The sequence below is a fragment of the Natronospira bacteriovora genome (assembly GCF_030848495.1).
Lineage (GTDB): Bacteria > Pseudomonadota > Gammaproteobacteria > Natronospirales > Natronospiraceae > Natronospira > Natronospira bacteriovora.
This window is the reverse complement of sequence record NZ_JAVDDT010000002.1, coordinates 325,802-349,371: the sequence shown is the minus strand read 5'-3', so window position 1 is coordinate 349,371 and position 23,570 is coordinate 325,802. Positions and strand designations below refer to the sequence as shown.

The window sequence follows — 23,570 nt, the reverse complement described above, 5'->3', positions numbered from 1 at the left end:
AGCCGGCATCCCTGATACGGCTTCCGGATCCTCCACCGAGCGATCAAAAACACCCAGGGCGTGCAGGAAAGCCAGCACCACGGCCAGCGGGGCCACGAAACGGATGAAGAACAACCAGAGCTTGTACCGTACGCCGGCACCCATGCCCAGCTCTTCCGAAGTCGAGGCCCGGGACATCACCCAGCCCGCGAACACCGCGATCAGGAAACCTCCCAGTGGCAACAGGATGTTGTCAGCCAGCATCTCCACGTTGTCGAAGACCGTTCCGGCCAGGAAGGTGATTTCGGACCACAGGTTGAAACTCAGTACGGTGCCAATCCCCATGAACCAGATGATGCCGCCCACGGCCATGGTGGCCGTGCTACGGGAAATACCCTTGCTTTCCACCACCCAGGCGACGGCCGGCTCCATGAGGCTGATGGACGACGTCCATGCCGCAAAGACCAGCAGCACGAAGAACAGCGTGCCGAAGAAAATACCGCCCGGCATCTGGCCAAAGGCGATCGGCAGGGAATGGAAAACCAGCCCCGGCCCGCTGTCCACGCCCACACCGAACGCGAAGACAATCGGGAAAATGGCGAGACCAGCCAGCAGTGCCACGACGGTATCCGCAGCAACCACGCTGAAGGCGGTGCGACCCACCGAGACATCCTCTGGCAGATAGGCCCCATAGGCCATGATGGCACCCATGCCGAGACTGAGGGTAAAGAAGGCCTGACCAATGGCAATGAGAATGGCATTGGCCGAAAGTTCACTGAAATCAGGCTTGAACAGATAACTGAAGCCCTGGGCAAAATCCGCCTGGAAGATGCCATAACCCACCATGGCCAGCAGCAGCACGAACAGCAGGGGCATCAGGAAGCGTACCAGCTGCTCCAGCCCTCGCTGCACACCGCGAGCCACCACGAAGACCGTCAGCCCCAGGAAGACGGTGTGCCAGAAAAGCATCCACTGCCAGCTTCCCGTGAAACGATCCCACAGCGCACCCGTGCCACCCGCATCAATGCCGCTGAAGGTGGCCTGGATCGAGAGACTGGTGTAGTGCAGCGAGGCCCCGGCGATCACACTATAGAAGGAAAGAATGAGAAAACCGGCCAGAACGCCCATCCAGCCCACGAGCTGCCAGTAGCGACTGCCCGATTCTTCCTCGGACAGAAGACGCATGGTGTTGATGGGGCTGCGCCGGCCACGACGCCCCAGCATGATTTCCGACATCATGATGGGAAGACCAATGGCCAGCACACAGATAAGATAGACGAGCACGAAAGCACCACCACCGTTCTCGCCGACAATGTAGGGAAAGCGCCAGATATTGCCCAGGCCCACAGCGGAGCCGGCGGCAGCGAGGATGAAGGCCAGGCGGGTGGACCAGAAGCCATGAAGCGACGTGCGTTTTTGCATCAGGCACTCCCTGAGTGTGCTGAGCCGATGTTAAAGACGAGGGAGAAATGTCGCAAAAATCTGCCGAATTCCATGCCTTCGGCGCGACAGTCAAAGCCCGGAATTCTGGTGCAAAATCGCTCTCGGCACAAGCACCCGGCTGGGAGGCGCCTTGCTTGACCCGTATAATGCCCCCAAGAAAGCAATGCATCGGCGCCCCCGATCGACCGGGCGCGATGGCTGACACTCCCCACTCAGGCATGCGAACTGACAGCAATGGCGGCAAAAAAGAAGAACAAGGACAAGACGCCCAGCAGCACAATCGCACTCAACCGCAAGGCCCGGCACGAGTACACCATCGAAGACCGGCTGGAAGCGGGCATGGTGCTGGAAGGCTGGGAGGTCAAGAGCATGCGGGCGGGGCGAGCCAGTCTGCAGGAAGCCTATTGCGTCCTTCGCAATGGGGAAGCCTGGCTGCTCGGTGCCAATTTCACGCCGGCACCCGGTACCTCCACCCATGTCAATCCCGACCCCCGCCGAACCCGCAAGCTCCTGCTGCATCAGCATGAGCTGAGCAAGCTGATCGGTCTCACCGAACAGCGTGGTTACACCCTCATTCCCCTGGCCATGTACTGGAAACGGGGCCGGGCCAAGCTGGAAATCGGTGTTGCCAAGGGCAAGAAAAAGCAGGACAAACGGGCCGACGAGAAGAAAAAGGACTGGCAGCGCCAAAAGGCCCGGATCCTGAAAAGCCAGAACATGTGAGCGCCTCGCCGCTCGCGTGAACCTTCCCTCTGGCTGACTGTCTCATTTCAGTGATAGGATGGAATAACTTAAGGGGGCGACCTGGCTTCGACGCAGGTGGCAAAACCTGAGGTGCATGCCGAGGTTCAGTCCAACCTCGTAAAACAGACTGACCTAAAGATAGTTGCCAACGACGACAACTACGCTCTGGCGGCCTAAAACGGCTACCAGCTTCTCACCGGGACTCGCCCATGGGTCCCGGAAAAGCCTTCGGGCTTGAGGAGTCACCCTACATGGGCTCGCGGTGATGGGCGTTCGGCCCTGATCCGTTAAAACCTTACCGGACTAGCCGGATGTGTTCCCTGCCTGACGGGAAGCAGACGGTGAAACTCAAAGTCAGGATAAGCATGTAGAGCCAAGGGCGGAGTGCCTGCGGACGGGGGTTCGATTCCCCCCGCCTCCACCAGCTTCCCCGAAAAGCCCGCTTCTGATCAGAAGCGGGCTTTTTTGTTTTCAGCCCCTCCACGACCTTCCTTCATTGAATCCAGAGTGCGAGCAAGGTGGCGAACAGGGCGAGCACGCCGATGGCGGCGATGCTGAGCAGGCTGCCGGCGCGGATGAGCTGGGTCACCCGGAGGCGGTTGCTGGCGAAGACGATGGCATTGGGGGGCGTGGCCGTGGGCAGCATGAAGGCGCAGGAGGCGGCCAGGGCCACGGGCATGGCGAGATACAGGGGATCAATGCCGGCGTTCAGGGCAATGGCAGTGGCCACGGGGATGAGTGTGGCCGCCGCTGCGGTGTTGGAGGTGACATGGCTGATGAGCATGGTCACGGTAGCCACCACCAGGACCAGCAGTGCCAGCGGGTAATCGGTGGTGGCTCGCAGGAGCTCGGCAATGAACTCGGCAAGACCACTGCCCTGCACCGCCGCACCCAGACTCAAGCCACCGCCGATCAGGATCAGAACACCCCAGGGCAATTGCCGCGTAGCCTCCCAGTCCAGCACGGCCTGACCGGGCTGGCTGCCGCGCACCAGGAACAGCAGGCCACCGGCAATCAGGGCAATCATCGGGTCATCCAGGGCCGGCAGCCAGTCTTCGGACAGGGGCCGCAGCACCCAGGCCAGCACGGCCAGCAGGAAGACCACGGCGACACGCCGTTCACAGGGTGTCCAGTCACCCAGCTCGGCCCGGTGCTGACGAAAACCGTCCGCCAGGCCCGGCACCGTGCCCCGCCCGAGGGGGTAACTCCACCGCACCAGCAGATACCAGGCAATGAGCAGCAGGCTCAGGCTGAGTGGCAGGGCAAACACCATCCAGCCGACAAAACTGAGACGGATGTCATGCTGTTCCGCCAGCCAGGCGACCATGATGGCATTGGGGGGTGTGCCGATCAGTGTGGCCATGCCCCCGATATTGGCGGCGAAGGCCACGCCGATCAGCAGTGCCGGCGCCAGCACATCCTGGCGAACCGTGCCGTGCTGCCCCGCCAGCGCCAGTACGGAGAGCGCGACCGGCAGCAAAATGGCGGCGGCGGCCGTGTTGCTGATCCACATGCTGAGCACGGCGGTGGCCAGCATGATCATGGCAACGAGGTGATCCAGACGATCGCCCCCCAGGCCGACAATGAGAAAGGCAAGGCGTCGGTGCAGACCGCTGGACTGAATCCCCAATGCCAGCAGAAAGCCGCCAAGGAAGAGAAAGATGACCGGATTGGCATAGGGGGCGGTGGCCTCCGCCAGGCCGACAATGCCGGCCAGTGGCAACACAATGACCGGCAACAGGGCCGTGACCGCCAGGGGCACCACCTCGGTAATCCACCAGGCCATCATCCAGGCGGCCAGTCCGCAGACCAGCCAGGCCTCGCCCGCAATGCCCGCCGGGGCAGGCAATACCACCGTGGACAGGAACAGCAGGGGTCCCAGTAGCAAGCTGAGGTAGTACACGCCGTGTTGGCTCATGACACCGGGGCCTCACTTTCCGCTCAGCGGATCACGCTTGAGGAACCTCTGAAGCATGATCAGGACGTTGGGTCTTGTACGCAACGGTGTAATATGACAGAAAAGCCACATCCATCGTGCTGACGGGGAACGCCGTGATCGTAATTGATGACATCCTGGAAGACCTGCGCAAGGAAACACTCGGTCTTGATGATGCGCTGACGGCCATACGCCAGCGTCTGGCCGAGGATGGCGGAGATGGTGATGTCGCTCGGCTCTATGACCGGGTTGACCAGTCCCAGCAAGCCGGCCTGCCCTCTCCTCAGGCACGTGCCATTCGCAAGCTGCTGGATGAACAGACCAGCCAGGCCAGCGTGGATGAGCCCGCCGGTGAATCCAGCGGCGATGACATGTTTGAACTCAGCCTGGAGCCGGTGGACGAGCCCGAGAAACCGGAAACCGGCACTGACATCACGGACGGCCCTCCACTGGAGGCGGACGACACGGGCGAGGGCGAGGACGATGAGACCGGCCACGAGACGCTCGAACACGCGGCGGAACAGGCCACCGAAATCGATGAACCCAGCACCGACGACGATACCCTCCCCCCGATTCGCCCGACCTCGGCCGGCGAAAAAGCCATCCAGGAACATCTGACACCGGCGGGACAGGATCGTGACGACAACCCGCCGGAAGCCGATGATCGTGTACCCACGGCCGATGCCGATGACGCGCCGGACGACCATGAAGTGGTCATGGAGACTCGAGGCTCCATTCCCAGCAGCAGCGAGAACTATGGCGAGACCCTCAGCGAACGGGCCGTAACCACCACGACCATCATCGGCGCCTTGCTGGGTGGTCGTTTTGAACTCCTTACCCGAATCAGCCAGGACCCCTACGGCACGGTTTACCGGGCCCGGGATCACGAACAGGATGAAGCCAACCCGGAGGCACAGCTCTGTGGCGTCCGCGTGCTCCCATCGGCCCTCGCCCGCCAGGAAGCCATTACCAAGCGGGTTGAAGCCGTGGTCAAGCGCGTCGCGCGCCTCAGGCATCCCGGCATTCTCACACCCGTTGCCCTTCACCGGGATATCGACCAGGCCTGGATCGTCACCAAATTGCCCGTGGGCAGCACACTGGCACGCTTCATTCGCCGGGAATGCGTCAAGGGGCTGCCGGCCGACCGTGCGCTGAAGATCGTCCGCCGGATCGGCGAGGCGCTGGCTGTAGCCCATGAACGCCGCATCCCTCATGGCGATCTCAAGCCCTCCAGCATCTTCATCGACGACAAGGACAATGTTCGGATTGCCGATTTCGGCCTGCGCACGGCCTTGTACGGCAACAAGATCACGGCCAGTCAGGCCGGCTCCACCGAACTGGAACAAATGGATCCGATCGAGGCCTACCTCAGCCTGGAGATCATGGAAGGCTCACCCCCTGAACCGGCCGACGACATCTATGCTCTGGGCTGCATCGCCGCCGCTCTCCTGACCGGCGGCCACCCATTCAATGGCAAATCGGGCCTTCGGCGGATGGAGAATGATCTCGCCGTACCACGCGTTCGCTCACTGACCCGGCATCAGAACCAGATTCTTCGCCAGGCCCTGGAAGTCCACAGGGGTGACCGCCCGGATGCCGTGGAAGCATTTCTGACCGCATTGGAAACCCGGCGGGGCAAGACATCAAAGATGCCCTATGCCGTGGCAGGGGCTGTGCTGGCCATCATTGCCGCCGCCTGGATTCCCACCCAGACCTTCCTTGAGAATCGCGAGCGACAGCTAACACTGACGGAACTGCGGGATGCCGGCTGGCCCGGCATCCGGGGCAGTATCCGCAATCTGGCCCCGGATGAGCGCGAGTGGGTGCTGGAATCGCTTAGCGGAGAACTGCCGGCCCAGTACGCACGGCATGTGGAATACGCCCTTGAGGATGGCGACCCCCTGGAAGCGGAAAGCCTGTTGATGGAAGCCCTTCGATGGTACCCCGCCCATCCGCGGCTACGGGAACTGGACGCTCGGGTTGAACAGGCGCGTGAACGCATGGTGGCGGATCTGTCCGGGCAATTGCGCGGGCGGCTCGAGGCCGGTGAACTCGAACGCGGACAGGCCATTCCAGACGTCATCGCCCTGTTCAGGGATCTGGAACGAATCGAACCCCGCCATGAGCTGGCCAACCTCGAATCTCTGCGACCCTACTACCGGAATGCCGTGGAACAGGCCGCCGCCGAGGCTGATCCCGACCGCGCCGATGGCTTGCAGGCGGCGGCTGATGAACTGTTCCCGGACGATGACCCCATCCACGGACTCATCAATGATGCCCTGACAAGGGCAGAGAATCAGGCGGCGTCTCTGGCCGCCGAACGCCTGGCACCGCCACTGGCGGAACGCTTGCCCGTGAACTCCCTGGCGGATGTTCGCCTCATTGAAGAAGACTGGCGCGCCCTGCTCCGCATGACCGGCGGCCATGAACTGCTGGACGAGCACCAGGCTTCGGTGGCCGAAATCATCGTCGATGGCGTCAATCGCCGCGCGGACGATGGGCGCTGGGCGGCTGCCAATGAGCTGCTGCGTGAAATGGCGCCGCTGCTGCCCACCCGGCAGCTGGAAGCGCTGAGACTGCAACTGACTCGCGCCCAGCTGGCCGACGACTACCGGCCGGAATCCCTCAGGACGGAACGACAGGGGCTCGACGAACGTCGAGGACGGGTTGAATACCTGATCGAGCATCCGCGGATGACGCCGGTCTGGGGCGGCGAACTGATCATTGCCTGGCGAGACATGATGGGATGGATGCGCCCTGGCAGGAACTGGCTGCCCGGCCTGCGCGAGCAAATCGAGGAACTCTATCTGAATGCCATCAACGAAAAACTCGACGAAGGCGATGAAGCGGCTGCCCTGCGACTGACCCGGCAGGGCCGGGCGATTCTGCCCGAATCACGACGGCTGCAGGCACAAGCGGCCGGGGAATGATCCCCGGCCGCAGGCTGTCTTCCGGGAAACGCCAGTCGGTGGGCGCTTACCTGACAGGACGTATTCAGCGTTCGGCCACCACGTAGCAGATCCAGCCCGCATCGGCCTCACCCTGCTCGGCCGCAGTGAATTCACCGTCACCCTCGCCGGTTTCCTCGTCAGTGCCTTCCCAATAGACGGTCACATCACGGAAGCCGGCTTCCTTGAGGATTTCCTGGATCTCGGGGAGCGTCCAAAGACGCCAATGGTAAGTAAAGGCCTCGCGCAGCTCCGAGCCATCCTCAAAGGCAAAATGGATATGGCAGGTCATGTCACCCGTGATGGGGTCGTAGGTGGCCTGATCCCAGATGTAGTCGAAACCGTCGCATTCCCGCTCTTCCTCCAGCTCGCGGAAGGCGTCATAACCGCCGAAGGCATCCAGGAACAGCACCCCATCGTCCACCAGGTTCTCGCGGGCGCGGCGGAAATAATCGCGCAGGCCTTCGCGGGTCTTGAACAGGTAGTAGCTGAAATTCATGGCCAGCAGGGCATCGACCTTCTCGGTCTTCACGGTCTTCACATCCCCTTCGATCAGGGTGATGCGCGCCTGCTGATCGGCCGTCAATGAGGCGACATGGTTATCCCGCCCCCAGGCCAGCACGTCCGCATCGATATCCACGGCAAAGGCCCGGTGTTCCGGTTTACGCTGCACCCAGTGGGACGAAGAATAGGCCGTTCCGCAGAAATCCTCGCGGATGGTGATCGGCGCCCGACCGCGCATGTCCGTGAACACGCTTTCCACAAAGTCCATCTCCGCTTCCGGCTCCTGCACCGATTGCTCATACAGCACATGGCGATCGGCCCGGCTGGCTTCGGTCGGCGATTTCTGGCGCTTCTTCGGCTTGGCCATCATGATTCCCTTTTCACACTGACTAATGGATACCCCTGTACCCGACGGGGCCGGCGCATTGTACCCCATCCATCAGGCCGCGATCCCCCGCCCCTCGGCAATCCGGCGGCGCATCCGGTAAGATTGCGGGTCTTTGCATGGATTCACCCTGACGGAGCCGAGCCATGACGCCCGCGCCATTTCGAACTGCCCTTCTTAGTCTCCTCGCCTCGCCCCTCCTGTTGAGCGCCCCGCTTCTGCACGCCGAAGACGAGGTGGCTCAACTGCCGGAAGACATGCTGGAAACCGCCCGCCAGCTCAAGCAGACCGCCCTGGAGAGCGACCTGGCCTGGGATCTCACCGAAGGTCTGCTAACGGAAGTGGGGCCTCGCTTTGCCGGTACCGATGGCGACCGGGCCGCGGTCAGCTGGGCGCTGACTCGCATGCGTGAACTGGGCTTTCAGAATATCCAGGCCGAAGAAGTGGAAGTGCCCCGCTGGGTGCGCGGTGACATCAATGTGGAAATCACCGCTCCCTACCCCCAGGATCTGGTGGCCGTGGCCCTGGGTGGCAGCATCGGCACGCCTGATGAAGGCATCGAAGCGCCGGTGCGCCAGGTCTACGACGTAGAGGAACTGCGTTCCCTGAGCCGTTCACAAGTGGAAGGGCATATCGTCTTCTTCAGCCAGCGGATGGAACGCACCCGTGACGCCAGCGGCTATGTGGGTGCCGTGGGCAACCGTACCACCGGCCCCGCGGTGGCTTCCGAAATGGGTGCCGTGGCCGCAGTGATCCGCTCCATCGGCAGCTCCGACGAACGTGTGGCCCACACCGGCGGCACCCGCTTCCCGGATGACGTCAAGCGCATCCCGGCCGCCGCCCTGTCCAATCCGGACGCCGACCTGCTGGAACGCCAGGTCGCCACCGGCCGCCCGGTGACCATGAAGCTGCGCCTCACCTCGCGCATGCTGGAGCCCACCAAGTCCGCCAATGTCATCGGTGAAATCCCCGGCAGTGACCCGGACGCCGGCGTGGTGCTGCTCGGCGCCCACCTGGATTCCTGGGACATCACCCCCGGGGCTCACGACGCCGCTGCCTGCGTGGGCATCGTCACGTCCGTGGCACACATGATCAGCCAGATGGACGAACAGCCGAAACGCACTCTCCGGGTGGTGCTGTTCGCCAACGAGGAGTTCGGCCTCTCGGGTGCCCGCACCTACGCGGAGAATCGTCGCAACCGCCTGGATGAGCATTACGTGGGCATCGGCGCCGACCTGGGTGCCTTCGCCGTGTGGCGTTTCGACACCGTCATCAACGAGGACGCCATGCCGGTGGCCCGAGCCCTGCACCAGCTGATCGAGCCGCTGGGCGTGGAGATGGGCACGAACGAGGGTTACGGCATTCCCGATTTCATTCCCCTGCGTGAGGCCGGCATGCCGGTGCTGGATCCGTTGCAGGATGCGGCCCCCTACTTCGATATCCATCACACGATCAATGACACGTTGGCCAAGGTGGATCCGGAGCAGCTGCGACAGAATGTGGCGGTGTATGCGGCGCTGACCTGGATGGCGGCCAACATGGATGTGGCGCTGCGGCCTACGCCTGAAGACGACTGACCCTTTTGCCAGTCAGATAACGTGAAAGCACCGGATGGTCTCCATTCGGTGCTTTTTTGGTTTTGGGGCTTCGAAGTCGGTGGCGGTTTATGGCTTCGAATTGGCACTGGACCCTTCGAAGTCGGTGACGGGGTGTCCCGGCCTGGGGTCAGTCGGGGGCTTTGCAGGGACGCCGTAAATCCGTCCATGGAGGCTCTGGTCGCGACGTCCTGTCGCTCACAGCCCTGCAAAGCCCCCGACTGACCCCAGGCCTAATGTTGGGGGGTGTCACCTTCGCAGTGCCTGCAGAAAGGAAAGTTCAGGCTTCAACTTGAAAAAACCGCTTGCATAGCCGCCTGAACACAACGCTCAGTTGGCACAGGCGAGGTGACACCCCCTAGAGGAGGTCCTGTATCGGGTGGGCTTGCTCAGGGCTGTGAGCGACATGGATGTCGCGACCAGAGCCTCCAGGGATGGATTCACGGCGTCCCTGAGCAAGCCCACCCGATACAGGACCGGAACGCGCCCCCCGTCACCGACTTCGAAGGGGCCAAGCCTCAACGAAGCCGAATTGAGAAAAGCTCCGCCGAGCCTCAAGCCGCGTCGACTAAGGGCACCGCTTCCAGAGCACGTCGGATGATGGTCTCCGGGGCGAGGTCCGTGGCCATGGGCTCGGACAGACTGCGGCGCCACTGGCGGGCACCGGGGATGCCCTGAAACAGGCCGTGGATGTTGCGCAGCAGAACACTCTTCGGCACCCCCTGCGCCCCCATGCGTTCACAATAGGCCGCATAGGCCTCCGCGACTGCATGGCGACTTTCCGGCGCCGTATGCTGGCCGAAGATGCGTTGATCCACCGCCGCCAGCAGCCAGGGATTGGAACAGGCCTCACGCCCGATCATCACCCCGTGGAAGGTGTCCAGAAAACGCTCGCTCTCTTCCAGCGTGCGTATCCCACCATTCACGATGAACTCCACCCCCGGGAAGGCCTCGACCATGCGCCCGGCCATGGCGTAATCCAGCGGCGGGATCTCGCGATTCTGCTTCGGGCTCAGACCATTCAGCCAGGCCTTGCGAGCATGCAGGGCAAAGCTTTGACAACCCGCCTCGATGACGGTGGCGAGAAACGCGTGCAGCTCTGCCTCGCTGTCTTGATCGTCCACGCCGATGCGACATTTGACCGTGACCGGAATGGACACCGCGCTCTGCATGGCGGAGACGCAGTCAGCCACAGTCTGTGGCTCCAGCATCAGGCAGGCGCCGAAACGGCCGGCCTGTACCCGGTCACTGGGGCAGCCCACGTTGAGGTTGATCTCGTCATAGCCCCACTGCTCCCCAATGGCGGCCGCCTCGGCCAGCACGGCCGGATCGGAGCCGCCCAGCTGCAGGGCGACGGGGTGTTCTTCAGGGGAAAAACCGATCAGGCGCTCACGCTCACCGTGCACGATGGCTCGGGCGTGGACCATTTCGGTATACAGCAGGGTCTGGCTGGAGATGAGCCGCAGAAAATAGCGGAAATGCCGATCCGTCCAATCCATCATCGGCGCAACGGAGAGTCGGCGATTGAGCGGAATCGAATGGCTCATGAGACGGAACCGGCAGGGAATTGAACTCAGGCTAGCGGCCCCGCGGGTGTGAGGCAAGTCGCTCACACCCGCGGAAACAGGGATTCAGGCAGACTGGCGGGACACGCGCTTGCGGTCGGACTCCGTCAGATGCCGCTTGCGCACGCGCAGGCTTTCCGGGGTCACCTCGATCAGCTCATCGTCGTTGATGAATTCCAGCGCCTGTTCCAGCGTGAGCTTGATGGGCGGGGTCAGCTGGATGGCGTCGTCCTTGCCGGACGCACGCACGTTGGTCAGCTGCTTGGCCTTCTGGGGATTCACCGTGAGGTCATTGTCACGGCTGTGAATGCCAATCACCTGCCCTTCATACACCGGGTCACCCGGTGACACGAACAGCTTGCCGCGCTCCTGCAGATTGAACAGGGCGAAACCCACGGCCTTGCCCTGGCTGTTGGAGATGATGGCACCGTTGCGACGGGCACCCAGGCTGGCGCTGCTCAGCGGGCCGTACTTGTCGAAGACATGGTGCATGATGCCGGTGCCCGACGTCAGGGTCCGGAAATCGGTCTGGAAGCCGATCAGGCCACGAGCCGGGATGCGGTAATCCAGACGCACACGGCCCTTGCCGTCGGGGCTCATGTTTTCCAGCTGGCCGCCGCGCTCACCGAGGGCTTCCATCACGGCACCCTGGGAGGCTTCATCCAGGTCCACCGTGAGCAGTTCCCACGGCTCCATGCGCTGGCCATCAATTTCGCGCACGATCACTTCCGGGCGCGAGACCGCCAGTTCATAACCTTCACGGCGCATGTTCTCCAGCAGGATGGAGAGATGCAGCTCACCGCGGCCGGAGACCTTGAAGCGGTCAGCGTCATCGGTGTCTTCCACCCGCAGGGCCACGTTGTGGATGGTTTCCCGGCTCAGCCGCTCACGAACCTGGCGGCTGGTCACGTACTTGCCTTCCTTGCCGGCAAACGGTGAGGTGTTGATCTCGAAGGTCATGGAGATCGTGGGCTCATCCACGGTCAGGGCCGGCATGGCTTCCGGCTTCTCGGGATCACAGACGGTGTCGGAGACCCGCGGAAACTCGATGCCGGCAAAGGCCACGATATCCCCGGCCGAGGCGGCATCCACTTCCACGCGCTCAAGACCCAGGAAACCAAAGACGTTCGTCACCTTTTCACGACGCTGCTTGCCATCGCGGTCAATCACCACCACCTGGGCGTTCTTGCGCAGGGTGCCCTGGCGAATACGGCCAATGGCAATGGCGCCGAGATAGCTGGAGTAATCCAGGGAAGTGACCTGCAACTGCAGCGGGGCGTCCGGGTTCACCGCCGGGGGCGGACAGGCATCGACAATAGTCTGGAACAGGGCGTCCATGTTCTCGCTTTCGGTCGGCTCCATGGCGGCCCAGCCATTCAGGGCCGAGGCGTACACCACCGGGAAGTCCAGCTGGTCTTCGTTGGCGCCCAGGTGGTCGAGCAGATCGAAGGTCTGATCCAGCACCCAGTCGGGCCGCGCCCCGGGGCGGTCGATCTTGTTGATCACCACAATGGGCTTGAGACCGTGCTCGAAGGCCTTCTGGCAGACGAAACGGGTCTGGGGCATGGGACCGTCCACGGCGTCCACCAGCAGCACGAAGGCATCCACCATGGAAAGCACACGCTCCACCTCACCGCCGAAGTCGGCGTGGCCAGGGGTATCCACGATGTTGATGCGGTAATCCCGCCACTCGATGGCGGTGTTCTTGGACAGGATGGTAATCCCGCGCTCGCGCTCCAGGTCATTGGAGTCCATGGCACGGTCCGGCAGGGTCTCGGCCCTTTCCAGGGTTCCGGACTGTTGCAGGAGGCGATCCACGAGCGTGGTCTTGCCATGGTCGACATGCGCGACGATGGCCACGTTTCTAAGCTTATCAATCACAGGAAATTCACCGGCGGTGGGATCTAAGGAAAAAAGACGCGGGAGTATAGCATTTCCGCCCTTCTGTGACTGCCATTCGCCCATAAAATTCCGCTGTCGTTGCCGGATCAGGCCCATGGCCGGTAGCATAAGGCTCTAACCCACCCCGAAGCCGGCTGGAGAGACGGGCCTTCATGATCTTGTCACCAAGCCATCCCTGATGCGCCGTCTGTTCTTCCCGCTGCTGCCTGCCCTGCTCATTCCCGCCCCGCTGCTGCTGTGGCAGGCCGTCATTGCCGATAGCCTGGGCATCGGCCCGGGCTTCTGGGAAGCCCTGCTGGCCTGCCTTGCCGTGGCCGCCGTACTGCTGGGCCTGCTGTTCAGCCAATGGCGGGTGGGCGCCGTCTGTCTCCTGCTGCTGAGCTACTACCTGGCCGCCTTCCATCTTGATGCCAGGGCGGAGGCCCTGCTGCCACTGGCTGCATTGATGACAACCGCGGGCTTCGGGGTCCTGGCCCTGCTGCCCGAGCGTGGCCCGCTGGGCCCGGGGCCAGCCACGGTGGCCGGTCTCCTGATCATCCTGCTGGCCATGTGGCTGCGCGACCTGCCCGCCCCGGCCCTGCTTGATCAGGCTCTGTTCAACACCGGCGGTACCCTAGTCTGGAACCCGGTTCTGCTGTTGTCACTGGTCATGGCGGTGGTCGTTACCGCCTTCCAGCTGTGGCGGCCGACACCCATGCGGGCGGTCTTTCTGGCGGGCCTGCTGATCCTGTTGCCCCTCAGCCAGGGAACACCGGACAGGGCACAGGCGCTCACCCTGGGCGGGGCCGCCATTCTGCTGATCTGGGTGGGCCTGCTGGCCCATGCCTGGCGCCTGGCCTTCATCGACGAGTTGACCGGCCTGCCCAACCGCCGGGCCCTGGAGCTGCGCCTGCGCCAACGGCACAGCCCCCTGGTCATGGTGGATGTGGATCATTTCAAGCGCTTCAACGACCGCTACGGCCACGACGCAGGCGATCAGGTCCTGCGCCGGGTGGCGGATCGACTGGCGGCGGCCGGCGGTGGGTTTCGGGCCTATCGTTATGGCGGCGAGGAGTTCACCCTGCTGCTTCCAAGACGCGACATCAAACGCCTGCAGGCACGACTGGACTCGCTGCGGAAATCCATTGCCGAGCACCCTTTTCATCTGCGTGGCCAGTCGCGGGATAAACGCCAGCGTGGACAGGGCGGTGGCCGGGGCATCAAAATCACAGCCAGTTTCGGTCTGGCCCTGCCGCGCCCGGGCGAGACCGTGCAGGATGCAATGAAACGGGCCGACCAGGCCCTGTACCGGGCCAAGAAGAAAGGCCGTAATCGGGTCGAAATCGACCACTGAGGGGAAACACGCGCGCCATGCTGGAAGCCAAATACCTGCTGGTTCTGATGCTCTTCGGCCTGATCGCCTGGATCTGGCGCAGCAATCTGGCGGCGCGGGAACGGGCGATTGATGTCGCCAAGCGCACCTGCCGGCAGATGGGGGTGCAGCTGCTGGATCAGACCGTGGCCATCGCCGGCCTTGGTCTCGGCCAAGGCCCTCGCGGTATTCGTCTGCGCCGGCGCTACCGCTTCGAATTCACCACCGATGGCAGCGCCCGCTTCCCCGGGCGTATCGAGCTGATCGGCCTGCTGGTACGGTCGGTGCAGCTGGACCCGCCCGAGGGCCTGGTGGTCTCGCCAAGCCGGGAGTCCTCCGCCGACGATCAGGAGCACACCGGACAATGACCGAAGCCAACGGCAAACGGGATGTTGCCAGCACCAACGAGGGCCGCGGACGGGCCGAACTGGTGCTGGAGATCGGGCGTGCCCTGCTGCGACTGGGGGCGCCGGCCTATCGCCTGGAAGACACCATGAAACTGCTGGCCCAGCGCCTGGGGCTGGAAGGCCAGTTCTATTGCACGCCAACCTTCTTCATGGCGGCCCTCGGGCGTGGCAGCCGCCAGCGCAGCTTCATGGCGCGGGTGGACGAGGCGGAAATCCATCTCGGCAAGCTATCCCGCATTCATGATGTGATCGAGGCCATGGCCCGCCACACCCTCAGCCCGGTGGCCGCCATCCGTCAGGTTCGCGAAATCATGGACGCCCCGCCCCAGTACTCCATCGGCGTTCGCCTGCTGGCGCCGGCCCTGTTCTCGGCCGCCATCGCCATCCTGTTCGGTGGCGGGGTCATCGAGCTGGGCGTGGCCCTGCTGCTGGGCTTTCTCACTGGCGGCCTGGGCATGCTGATGGGGCCGAGACCCAACCTGTCCCGCCTGTATCCCGCACTGGCCGGCACGATCGGCGCCCTGGTCGTGGGTGTCGGTCTGCTCTGGCTGCCGCCCTTCTCCGCCTATCTGGCCCTGGTGGCCGGCCTGATCATACTCATGCCCGGCCTCAGCCTGACCCTGGCCACGCGCGAACTGGCCACGGGCCATCTGACCGCCGGCAGTGCCCGCATGGCTGGCGCCATGGTGAGCCTGGTGATCATCGCCTTCGGGGTGGCCCTGGGCAGCCAGCTGGCACAGATGTTCAGCGGCCCCTGGCCGCAGGAGATCAGCACCACCCTGCCCGCCTGGACCCACTGGCTGGCCATTCTGGCCGCCGGCATCGGCTTTACCGTGCTGTTCAATGCCTCGCCCAACAAGCTGGGCTGGATCGTTCTGACCGGTGTGCTCGCCGTGGAAGTCGGGGGCCGGGTCTCGGACTGGCTCAACCCCGGCCTGGGCGCCCTGATCGCGGCACTCCTCGTCGGGGTGCTGGGCAATCTGTATGCCCGCATCCGCAATCGCCCGGCAGTGGTCATTCAAGTCCCCGGCATCATGCTCATCGTGCCCGGCAGCCTCGGCTTTCGCAGCCTGGCCTCAATGATGGACCAGGACGCCCTGGGTGGGGTGCAGATCGGCTTTACCGTCGCCCTGGTGGCGGCCGGCATTGCCACCGGCCTGATCCTGGCCAGTGCCCTGGTGCCGCCCCGGAGGTCGCTGTGAGCGTGCAGGCCTTTGCCGACCTCTCCCCCGCCACCATCCTGGATGCGGTGGAGGCCGCGGGTTTTCGGCCGGACGGGCGCATCACCGCGCTCAACAGCTATGAGAACCGGGTCTATCAGCTGGGGCGGGAAGACGCCCCGGCCGGCGAATCCGGGCTGATGGTGGCCAAGTTCTATCGCCCGGGGCGCTGGAGCGACGACACCATTCTCGAGGAACACGCCTTTGCCCTGGATCTGCTCGGCAGCGAATTGCCGGTGGTGGCGCCCTGGCGTCTGGCCAATGACAGCACGCTCTTTCACCACGGCCAGCACCGCCTGGCGGTGTTTCCCAGCATCGGCGGCCGGCCCCCGGCCCTGGATCAGGGCGACGACCTGCGCCAGATGGGCCGCCTGATTGCGCGACTGCACAACATCGGCGAGAGCGGCCGCTTCTGGCATCGGGCCCAGCTGAACCCGGAGGCCGTCGGGCAACATGCCATTGAGCAGGTGAACCAGGTTCGCATGGTGCCCGCCCACCTGGAACCCGCCTGGGCGGCAATCTCCGAGCAGGTACTGGGCCGTGTGGTACAACGCTTTGCCGAAGCCGGCGACATTCAGACCCTGCGCATTCACGGGGACTGCCATCCGGGCAATGTGCTGTGGCGGGACGACGGACCCTGGTTGCTCGACCTGGATGACTGCTGCACCGGCCCGGCCATTCAGGATCTCTGGATGTACCTCTCCGGTGACCGGGAGTACCAGATGGCCCGCCTGAGTGAGCTGCTGGAAGGCTACAGCGTCTTTCGCTCTTTTGACGTTCGGGAGCTGCATCTGGTGGAAGCCCTGCGCGGCCTGCGCATACTCCACTACCTGGGCTGGATCGCCGAGCGCTGGGAAGACCCGGCCTTTCCCCGCGCCTTTCCTGACATCACCGAGGGCAAATTCTGGGAATCACAGATCCTGGATCTGCGCGAACAGCTCGCCGCCCTGGACGAGCCACCACTGGACTGGCAGCCCGGCTACTGAAATACCTGGCCGGCCCTTGTCCACTTCCTGGCCCGCTCGTCACCCGTACTTGAAAAGCCCCCCGGCAGACACCAAGCTGAAAGTGGGTGGAGCCGCTCGTGGAAGCGAAGGCGCGCCCCACCCCAATGGACTGCCACTCGCCCCGAACCGGGGCCCAGAAGAACGGGAGCCAACACATGAAGGTAGAGATGCCAAAGACCTGGGTCATCGTTGCCGATGCCAGCCGGGCCCGTTTCCTTGATTTCCGTGGTCATGTTTCCGGCCTGGAAGAAATCCACGACATGGTCAATCCCGAAGGACGAATGAGGAACCAGGATCTGGTTACCGACAAGCACGGCACCACCAACGACAGAAAAGGCTTCGCCTCGCCCCAGATGGGTGACAATGCCGAAGCCGCCCACCAGGTCGAACGGGCATTTGCCACGGAAGTGGCGCGAACGCTGGGGAAAATGGCAAGCGAAAACGCTGTGCAGTCCCTGATTCTGGTGGCCCCTCCCCGCTTCCTCGGCGAACTTCGCCAGCGCCTGGACAAGAAGACCAGCGCACTGGTGAAACAGGAGCTGAACAAGGATATTTCCACGCTGAGCCCCGACGAAATCAAGGCACACCTGGATCGGGTGGCCTGAAAGGGAGGGCCGGGGCCATACGCCCCGGCCACCCAGTACAATGAGGAAACCGCTGCTTCAGGGAGCGGCGTAGTCAGCGGCGGCTGTGCGCAGACAATCCACCAGCAACCGCGCGGCCGGCCCCAGGCTATTGGGCCGCGCCACCACCAGATAGAGGTGGCTGCGACGGCCGCCACCCGCCTGCAGCTGCAGCTGTCTAAGCCGCCCCGAATCAATATCCGCTGCCACCACGGGGGCCGGTAGCCAGGCAAAACCGAGCCCCTGCGTCACCAACCGCCGAGCCGACTCCAGCGAGGTCACCGTCCAGCGACGGGGCGCCCCCAGCCAACCGTGATCCCTCCGGCCCTGTCTTGCCGAATCCCGAATCACGATCTGCCGCTCACGCCGCAGGTCATCATTGGTCAATGACCGATTCAGGCCGTTCAGGGCATGGTCAGGGTGAGCGACCGGCAAAAAGGCCACCTCCAGTATCGGTTCTCCCAGAAAGCCACCGGGGACCTCCGGGCTCAGGGCCAGATCCACCCGACCCTCACTGATGGCCTCGGACGCCCCGGACAATACTTCTTCGGAAATCTCGACACGTGTCGCCGACGCCTGGGAGGCGAAATCCTCCAGTGCACTGGAAAGCAGCGGTTCCGGGCACAGGCCATCCACCGCCAGACTCAACTCTGCCTCCCAGCCTTCAGCCAGTGTCGCAGCCAGTGATTCCAGCTCCCGGGCTTCCGAAAGCAGATTACGAGCGCCCCGCAGCAGTGCGGAGCCGGCATCCGTCAGTCTCGCTCGCCGGCCGGAGAGCTTCAGCAGCCGAACACCCAGGCTTTCCTCCAGGCGACCGACGGCGTAGCTGACCGAGGATTGGCTGCGATTGAGTACCGCTGCGGCTTGAGCAAATCCGCCGTGATCCACCACGGCCTGCAGGGCACGCCATTGCGCGAGGGTCGTTTTCACGCTCCTACCTTTCTATTTTTTCGAACATAAGCATCCATAATTTCCGCTTTTTTATCTAATTAGTCAATTCATAATAGATCATGTACGGGATAATTCCGTTGCAACCCAAGGAGTGACGAACATGAAAGACAATGTCATCGACCTGGCCGGGCGCGTGTTGCTTGGCCTGATTTTTCTGATTGCCGGCATCGGCAAGATCGGCTCGGGTTTCGGCCTGGGTTTTGGCTACGAAGCCACTCAGGGCTACATGGAAGCCATGGGCGTGCCGGGCATCCTGCTGCTGCCGACGATCCTGCTTGAGGTTCTCGGTGGACTGGCACTGATCCTCGGCATCAAGGCCCGCTGGGCAGCCGCCGCCCTCGCCGCCTTTACGTTGCTGGCCGGCTTCCTTTTCCATTTCGATCTGGGTGATGCCAATGAAACCAACCACCTGCTGAAGAATCTGGCCATCAGCGGGGGCCTGCTGCTGGTCTTCGTGCATGGGGTCAAGGACTTCGCACTGGGCCATCGTTTCAATCTGAGCTGAAACCTGCCCCCTTCTTGGCCGGGAGGGGCGTACAATCACGCCCCTCCCGCACTTTTCAGTCACGGCCGGCCCGGATTCCGGCCACGGCAGGCCTTCGCCTGACATTCACCATCAATCACGGGAATTTCACATGGGACTTCTGGTAGACGGAAAATGGGTTGATCAGTGGTATGACACGGAAAAGCACGGCGGACGCTTCGTGCGCGAATCCGCCCAGTTCCGCAACTGGATCACCGCGGATGGCCGTGCCGGCCCGGATGGCGAGGGTGGTTTCAAGGCAGAAGCGAATCGCTATCACCTCTACGTCTCCTACGCCTGCCCCTGGGCTCACCGCACCCTGATCTTCCGCAAACTGAAGAAGCTGGAAGACGTGATTTCCGTCTCACCGGTGGACCCGGACATGCTGGAGAACGGATGGGAGTTCGGCGACCGCAACGACGGGACACATGACCCCCTGTTCGGCTACGACTGCCTGCACCAGGTCTATACACGCGCGGCCGCCGACTACACCGGCCGGGTCACCGTGCCGGTCGTGTGGGACAAGCAACGCGAAACCATCGTGAGCAATGAGTCGGCGGAAATCATCCGCATGCTGAACAGCGAATTCGATGCCTTCACCGACGTGAAGACCGACTTTTATCCGCAAGCCCTGCGCAAGGATATCGATGCCATCAATGAGGTGGTCTATCACCAGGTCAACAACGGCGTGTACCGCTGCGGATTTGCCACCGCCCAGGACGCCTATGATGAGGCCTTCGACGCCCTCTTCCGGGCCCTGGATGAGCTGGAACAGCGCCTGTCCCGGCAGCGTTACCTGGTGGGCGAGCAGATCACCGAGGCCGATTGGCGCCTGTTCACCACCCTGATGCGCTTCGATCCAGTCTACGTGGGGCATTTCAAGACCAATCTGCGGCGAATCGCCGACTACCCCAACCTGCTTAACTACACCCGGGAGCTGTACCAGGTGCCTGGGGTAGCGGAAACCGTGAACATGCGCCATATCAAGCGCCACTACTATTACAGCCACGGCAACATCAATCCCACGCGCATCGTCCCCCGTGGCCCGGAACTGGATCTGGAAGCACCCCACGACCGCGACCGCTTCTGAGTGACAGCGCGCTTGCGGGAGACAAGGGCTTTCGTCTAGGCTTGAAGCCGCCCCCGGCCCGCCGGGGGCCCGCAGGCCGCTTTCCCGCCAGGAATGGTCGGGCGAGACGGAACTTCAGGCTGCCAGGGGATCTGCTCTGCATGGATACCGCGTCAATCAAGTCCGCCTATCGTCGATACGCCCGCTACTACGACCGGCTGTTCGGACGAGTCTTTGCTCAAGGACGGCAGCTGGCCATCAATAGCCTGGGGGAACAGAGCGGAAAGCGGATTCTTGAAGTCGGTGTGGGCACCGGCCTGTCACTGCCGGATTATCAGCCGGATGTGAAGGTGGTCGGCATCGACATCAGCAGCGATATGCTGGCCATCGCCCAGGAGCGGGCCCGTTCCGGGCAGCTTGAGCATGTGGAAGCGCTGCTGGAGATGGACGCGGAAAATCTCAGCTTCGATGACAACAGTTTCGACGCCGTCATTGCCATGTATGTCGCCTCGGTGGTGCCCAACCCCGGCCGCCTGATGGCGGAGATGGCCCGGGTGTGCAAGCCGGGTGGCGACCTGCTGGTGATCAATCACTTCGCCTCCGAAAATCCGATCCTCCGAGGCATCGAATGGCTGCTCAGCCCACTCTCCCGCTTCGTAGGCTTCCGCCCCAGCATGGACCTTTCCGAGCTGCCCGAGCCCGAGGGCTTCGAGCGCATTGGCATTCAGCGCGCCAACCTTTTCGGCTACTGGAAGCTGGTGCATTTTCGCGCCGCCGGACACAATGCACCCGATACCGCGAACAGCGAAACCAGCCGTTCACCACAGGCCGATCGGCAAGCAGAGCAGCTCACCACCAGCTAGCCGCCCTACTAAGGAACCTAATAAAAAAAGCCCGGACCATTGGTCCGGGCTTTTTCCTTTCGGCGTCAGCGTTCCCTTACTGATTCAACTCCAGATCCATCAGCGCCGGGGAATGCTCAACGCCGCCTGAAGCGGCATCCACCGGTGTGGCAATGGGTGGCGCTACCGAGATCGGCTCACGCGGCGCGTGTCCAGCCGGCTCAACGGCATCGACCTCCTCATGCCTTGGCGCGTCATCCTGGGCTGAGCTGAGATCCAGCTGAGCAAAGCGATAGGCGCCCAGACCGTTATTACTTGCCAGGACGAAAACATCCACGCTGCCCTGATTGCGACGCACGGCGATGTCACCACTGGCATTGGGGTTGCTATTGGCCGCCAGCGATGTGGTCACGCCCAGGGAACCGGCCCCGGCTGGATTGCTCTCGGGAATGCGAACGATGCGGGCGTTCTCGTTGCTGCTGCCGAATTGATAGACCGCGGCCCAGAGATCATCACCGTCACGGCCAAGCAGGCGCACGGCATTGCTATCACGAGCCACGATGCCACCCGGCACGGTGCCCAACAGCGCGCCATTGCCTTCATACAGGCGCAGATGCTGGCCCGTGGCGTTCCACAGGAAGCGACCATTTTCGAGCGGTGCCACAGCGGCCGAGGTGCCAACCACGCCATCGGAAAGATGGATGGCCTGCGGCCAATGATTGAAACCATCACCATTCATGGTCCAGCGATAGATGACCGGCACACCGCTGGCCGGTGCCCAGATCTCTGCCGTGCCATCCACCACGGAACCCCGCACGGCAATGTGATCTCCGAGACGATGGGCCGACTGGCCACTGAAATCCACCACACGCAGCGGCTCGCTGGCATCATCCGGCCAGTAATAGGCGCGGAAACGCTGCTGGCTCAGATCGGTCACCAGGTTGGCAGCCAGCGGCCGGCCCGAAGCGTCGCTGTCAATGGCATTCAGCACCAGGGTACCGCCAGCGATGCCACTGGTATCCAGGCTGGCGCCCCCATTCCCCAGACCACTGCCATCCGCCGCGGAATGCACCATCACGTGGGGCCCCCACTGCTCCGAATGACGGCTGACCACATAAATCCGGTCGCCACCGAAGGCAAGGCCACGCTGGGCGTTATTGCCGAAGTACCAGGGGTTGGCGTTGACGGCATCGGCCCGGTGCCAGAGGGTGTCGAAGGGTGGCTCCGGCTCGGGCGCACTGTCGCCATCCAGAATCTGCTGCACTCGGGGCCGCAGGGTATCGAACAGGCGGTTGTACAACATGTTTCCGGGGCAGGCCGTGGAACCGTAATCCCGGTGACCACGAATCAGCGACGTGCTGATGCCACGCTCGGCCGCCTTCCAGGCCAGCACCCGGGCACCGCTCTCCACCGCCGCTGAAGTTGGGTTCACGCTGGTGTAGGTCCCGATATAGGCCAGCCCCATGGTGTAGCTGTTATGACCGGCCGCATGAGCACCCCTGACATTGGTATTACCATCCGGACGGTGGGCACGGCCCTGGAAGATCGCGCCATTGGGCGCGACCAGCCAGTTATAGCCGATGTCGGCCCAGCCCAGGGTATGCACATGGTAGTTGTAGAAACTGCGCACTGTGGCTGCCCAATCGTTGGAACTGTTGGGCGACACCGTGTGGTGTACCACCAGCTGACTGACACTGGCCAGCGACAGCCACCCCGTGTTGGACAGGTTGCCCCAGCTGCTGCGCGGAACATAGTTCGGCATGGCCGCCTGGGGAGCCGCCGTCGCCGGGCGCTGATCCGGCAGGCTTTGCGTCTCCAGCTCGCCGCGGGTTTCACCAGGGCTGATGAAATGCAGCGCCAGCTCGCCAACGATGGGGGCCGTGCCGTGAAAATCCCGAATCAGACTCAGTCGATACTGGACGAAGCGCGTATCAGCATCGAAGAACACCAGCTCGCCGGGCAGGGACTCATCGCCCACTCCGGGCAGACCCGGCATGGCCCGCATCAACTCATGACCCGGATCATCATCCCCGTGGCCATGATGGCTGGCGTCAAACCATTCACCCCAGGCGACACCATCACTGGAGCCGCGAATCTCCACTTCGACCAGGCTGTGGGCCGGGAAACGCCCCGCAAGAACCGGCGCGACGGCCAGAAAAGGCCGGGCCTCCTCGAGTGGCACGGCAATGGCCTGCGAGATGACTCTGGAAACCGGTTCACGGCCACCAGGCTGAATACCCCGCTCGTCCCAGCTCAGAGACAGCAAGGCGGCCCGATCTTCAAAAGCCAGGCCGTGCATGCTGCGAAAGTCCATGATCTCCGAGGCCGCGGCCTCACCTGGAAATTCAGCAGTGGATTGAGCTGCCGCCTGGGTTGCTGGCAGCAAGGCAGCCAGCGCCAGGGTGGCGGCGAGCGTTCTCGCCCCTTGCCAATATTTACGTTCTTGCATGATTTCCCCCTCAGCTTGTCGAGACTTCATGCCTTGCCCACGGGCAAGGCACTTTCAGTCTCACTGCCAGACAGGGGTCATTGCCGTGAACGTCGTCACAGTTTCGGGATGGAAATCCCGTTTTTCG

General features: G+C 63.2%; 17 protein-coding genes, 1 other RNA gene and 1 pseudogene. 12 read left to right on the top strand and 7 right to left on the bottom strand.

Features of this window, described 5'->3' with window-relative positions:
• Positions 1–54 precede the first annotated feature (54 nt).
• A pseudogene (locus RBH19_RS04400) lies at positions 55–1,401 on the bottom strand (sodium-dependent transporter); the annotation flags it as partial.
• Between the two features lie 255 nt (positions 1,402–1,656).
• Between RBH19_RS04400 and smpB the strand changes: the two are divergent.
• On the top strand, positions 1,657–2,145 hold the full coding sequence (gene smpB, locus RBH19_RS04395; protein WP_306727601.1) for an SsrA-binding protein SmpB: 489 nt from the start codon (positions 1,657–1,659) through the stop codon (positions 2,143–2,145).
• 72 nt (positions 2,146–2,217) lie between these two features.
• Positions 2,218–2,590, top strand: a transfer-messenger RNA (tmRNA) gene (gene ssrA / locus RBH19_RS04390).
• Between the two features lie 69 nt (positions 2,591–2,659).
• Here the strand turns inward: ssrA and RBH19_RS04385 are convergent.
• On the bottom strand, positions 2,660–4,084 hold the full coding sequence (locus tag RBH19_RS04385) for an SLC13 family permease (protein ID WP_306727600.1): 1,425 nt from the start codon (positions 4,082–4,084) through the stop codon (positions 2,660–2,662).
• Positions 4,085–4,218: 134 nt separating this feature from the next.
• On the opposite strand from RBH19_RS04385, the gene RBH19_RS04380 reads away from it, so the two are divergent.
• Positions 4,219–7,032 (top strand): serine/threonine-protein kinase, encoded by a 2,814-nt coding sequence (locus RBH19_RS04380; RefSeq protein ID WP_306727599.1) that lies wholly within the window; start codon positions 4,219–4,221, stop codon positions 7,030–7,032.
• A 64-nt stretch (positions 7,033–7,096) separates the two neighbouring features.
• Here RBH19_RS04380 and RBH19_RS04375 read toward each other — a convergent pair whose 3' ends face one another.
• Complete coding sequence (locus RBH19_RS04375; RefSeq protein ID WP_306727598.1) at positions 7,097–7,921, bottom strand: class I SAM-dependent methyltransferase; 825 nt, start codon at positions 7,919–7,921, stop codon at positions 7,097–7,099.
• A 164-nt stretch (positions 7,922–8,085) separates the two neighbouring features.
• Between RBH19_RS04375 and RBH19_RS04370 the strand changes: the two genes are divergently transcribed.
• Positions 8,086–9,516, top strand: coding sequence for a M28 family peptidase (locus RBH19_RS04370; RefSeq protein WP_306727597.1), 1,431 nt, complete (start codon positions 8,086–8,088; stop codon positions 9,514–9,516).
• Between the two features lie 572 nt (positions 9,517–10,088).
• Here the strand turns inward: RBH19_RS04370 and dusA are convergent.
• On the bottom strand, positions 10,089–11,081 hold the full coding sequence (dusA, locus tag RBH19_RS04365; protein WP_306727596.1) for a tRNA dihydrouridine(20/20a) synthase DusA: 993 nt from the start codon (positions 11,079–11,081) through the stop codon (positions 10,089–10,091).
• Between the two features lie 84 nt (positions 11,082–11,165).
• Positions 11,166–12,980 carry a translational GTPase TypA gene (gene typA, locus RBH19_RS04360; RefSeq protein ID WP_306727595.1) on the bottom strand — a complete coding sequence of 605 codons (1,815 nt, stop codon included), beginning with the start codon at positions 12,978–12,980 and terminating at the stop codon, positions 11,166–11,168.
• Between the two features lie 199 nt (positions 12,981–13,179).
• Here typA and RBH19_RS04355 point away from each other — a divergent pair, with 199 nt between their 5' ends.
• The 5 genes from RBH19_RS04355 to RBH19_RS04335 all read left to right on the top strand — a co-directional run bounded on the left by RBH19_RS04355 (position 13,180) and on the right by RBH19_RS04335 (position 17,591).
• The gene (locus tag RBH19_RS04355) at positions 13,180–14,334 is read left to right on the top strand and encodes a GGDEF domain-containing protein (RefSeq protein WP_306727594.1); all 1,155 of its coding nucleotides are present in this window, start codon (positions 13,180–13,182) and stop codon (positions 14,332–14,334) included.
• Positions 14,335–14,351: 17 nt separating this feature from the next.
• Complete coding sequence (locus tag RBH19_RS04350; protein ID WP_306727593.1) at positions 14,352–14,720, top strand: DUF3301 domain-containing protein; 369 nt, start codon at positions 14,352–14,354, stop codon at positions 14,718–14,720.
• Positions 14,717–15,961, top strand: a complete 1,245-nt coding sequence (locus RBH19_RS04345; RefSeq protein WP_306727592.1) for a threonine/serine exporter family protein — start codon at positions 14,717–14,719, stop codon at positions 15,959–15,961. The genes RBH19_RS04350 and RBH19_RS04345 overlap by 4 nt, the downstream gene beginning before the upstream one ends.
• On the top strand, positions 15,958–16,965 hold the full coding sequence (locus tag RBH19_RS04340; RefSeq protein WP_306727591.1) for a serine/threonine protein kinase: 1,008 nt from the start codon (positions 15,958–15,960) through the stop codon (positions 16,963–16,965). Before RBH19_RS04345 ends, RBH19_RS04340 begins: the two co-directional genes overlap by 4 nt.
• Positions 16,966–17,141: 176 nt before the next feature.
• Positions 17,142–17,591 carry a host attachment protein gene (locus RBH19_RS04335; RefSeq protein WP_306727590.1) on the top strand — a complete coding sequence of 150 codons (450 nt, stop codon included), beginning with the start codon at positions 17,142–17,144 and terminating at the stop codon, positions 17,589–17,591.
• A 57-nt stretch (positions 17,592–17,648) separates the two neighbouring features.
• Here the strand turns inward: RBH19_RS04335 and RBH19_RS04330 are convergent, their stop codons facing one another.
• The gene (locus RBH19_RS04330; RefSeq protein ID WP_306727589.1) at positions 17,649–18,539 is read right to left on the bottom strand and encodes a LysR family transcriptional regulator; all 891 of its coding nucleotides are present in this window, start codon (positions 18,537–18,539) and stop codon (positions 17,649–17,651) included.
• A 112-nt stretch (positions 18,540–18,651) separates the two neighbouring features.
• Between RBH19_RS04330 and RBH19_RS04325 the strand changes: the two genes are divergently transcribed.
• The 3 genes from RBH19_RS04325 to RBH19_RS04315 all read left to right on the top strand — a co-directional run bounded on the left by RBH19_RS04325 (position 18,652) and on the right by RBH19_RS04315 (position 21,015).
• Positions 18,652–19,065 carry a DoxX family protein gene (locus RBH19_RS04325; protein WP_445353962.1) on the top strand — a complete coding sequence of 138 codons (414 nt, stop codon included), beginning with the start codon at positions 18,652–18,654 and terminating at the stop codon, positions 19,063–19,065.
• A 130-nt stretch (positions 19,066–19,195) separates the two neighbouring features.
• A complete protein-coding gene (locus RBH19_RS04320; protein ID WP_306727587.1) occupies positions 19,196–20,173 on the top strand; it encodes a glutathione S-transferase family protein in 978 nt (325 codons plus the stop codon).
• 140 nt (positions 20,174–20,313) lie between these two features.
• Entirely contained in the window at positions 20,314–21,015 is a 702-nt protein-coding gene (locus RBH19_RS04315) for a class I SAM-dependent methyltransferase (protein ID WP_306727586.1), read from the top strand.
• Between the two features lie 76 nt (positions 21,016–21,091).
• On the opposite strand, the gene RBH19_RS04310 is transcribed toward RBH19_RS04315, so the two are convergent.
• Positions 21,092–23,443 carry an N-acetylmuramoyl-L-alanine amidase gene (locus RBH19_RS04310; protein WP_306727585.1) on the bottom strand — a complete coding sequence of 784 codons (2,352 nt, stop codon included), beginning with the start codon at positions 23,441–23,443 and terminating at the stop codon, positions 21,092–21,094.
• Between the last annotated feature and the right edge of the window lie 127 nt (positions 23,444–23,570).

What these genes read in the sequence shown, in the direction of transcription:
- smpB (WP_306727601.1), top strand. Translation starts at nt 1,657, where the DNA reads ATGGCGGCAAAAAAGAAGAACAAGGACAAGACGCCCAGCAGCACAATC.
- RBH19_RS04385 (WP_306727600.1), bottom strand. Translation starts at nt 4,084, where the DNA reads ATGAGCCAACACGGCGTGTACTACCTCAGCTTGCTACTGGGACCCCTG.
- RBH19_RS04375 (WP_306727598.1), bottom strand. Translation starts at nt 7,921, where the DNA reads ATGGCCAAGCCGAAGAAGCGCCAGAAATCGCCGACCGAAGCCAGCCGG.
- RBH19_RS04370 (WP_306727597.1), top strand. Translation starts at nt 8,086, where the DNA reads ATGACGCCCGCGCCATTTCGAACTGCCCTTCTTAGTCTCCTCGCCTCG.
- dusA (WP_306727596.1), bottom strand. Translation starts at nt 11,081, where the DNA reads ATGAGCCATTCGATTCCGCTCAATCGCCGACTCTCCGTTGCGCCGATG.
- RBH19_RS04355 (WP_306727594.1), top strand. Translation starts at nt 13,180, where the DNA reads ATGCGCCGTCTGTTCTTCCCGCTGCTGCCTGCCCTGCTCATTCCCGCC.
- RBH19_RS04350 (WP_306727593.1), top strand. Translation starts at nt 14,352, where the DNA reads ATGCTGGAAGCCAAATACCTGCTGGTTCTGATGCTCTTCGGCCTGATC.
- RBH19_RS04345 (WP_306727592.1), top strand. Translation starts at nt 14,717, where the DNA reads ATGACCGAAGCCAACGGCAAACGGGATGTTGCCAGCACCAACGAGGGC.
- RBH19_RS04335 (WP_306727590.1), top strand. Translation starts at nt 17,142, where the DNA reads ATGAAGGTAGAGATGCCAAAGACCTGGGTCATCGTTGCCGATGCCAGC.
- RBH19_RS04320 (WP_306727587.1), top strand. Translation starts at nt 19,196, where the DNA reads ATGGGACTTCTGGTAGACGGAAAATGGGTTGATCAGTGGTATGACACG.
- RBH19_RS04315 (WP_306727586.1), top strand. Translation starts at nt 20,314, where the DNA reads ATGGATACCGCGTCAATCAAGTCCGCCTATCGTCGATACGCCCGCTAC.
- RBH19_RS04310 (WP_306727585.1), bottom strand. Translation starts at nt 23,443, where the DNA reads ATGCAAGAACGTAAATATTGGCAAGGGGCGAGAACGCTCGCCGCCACC.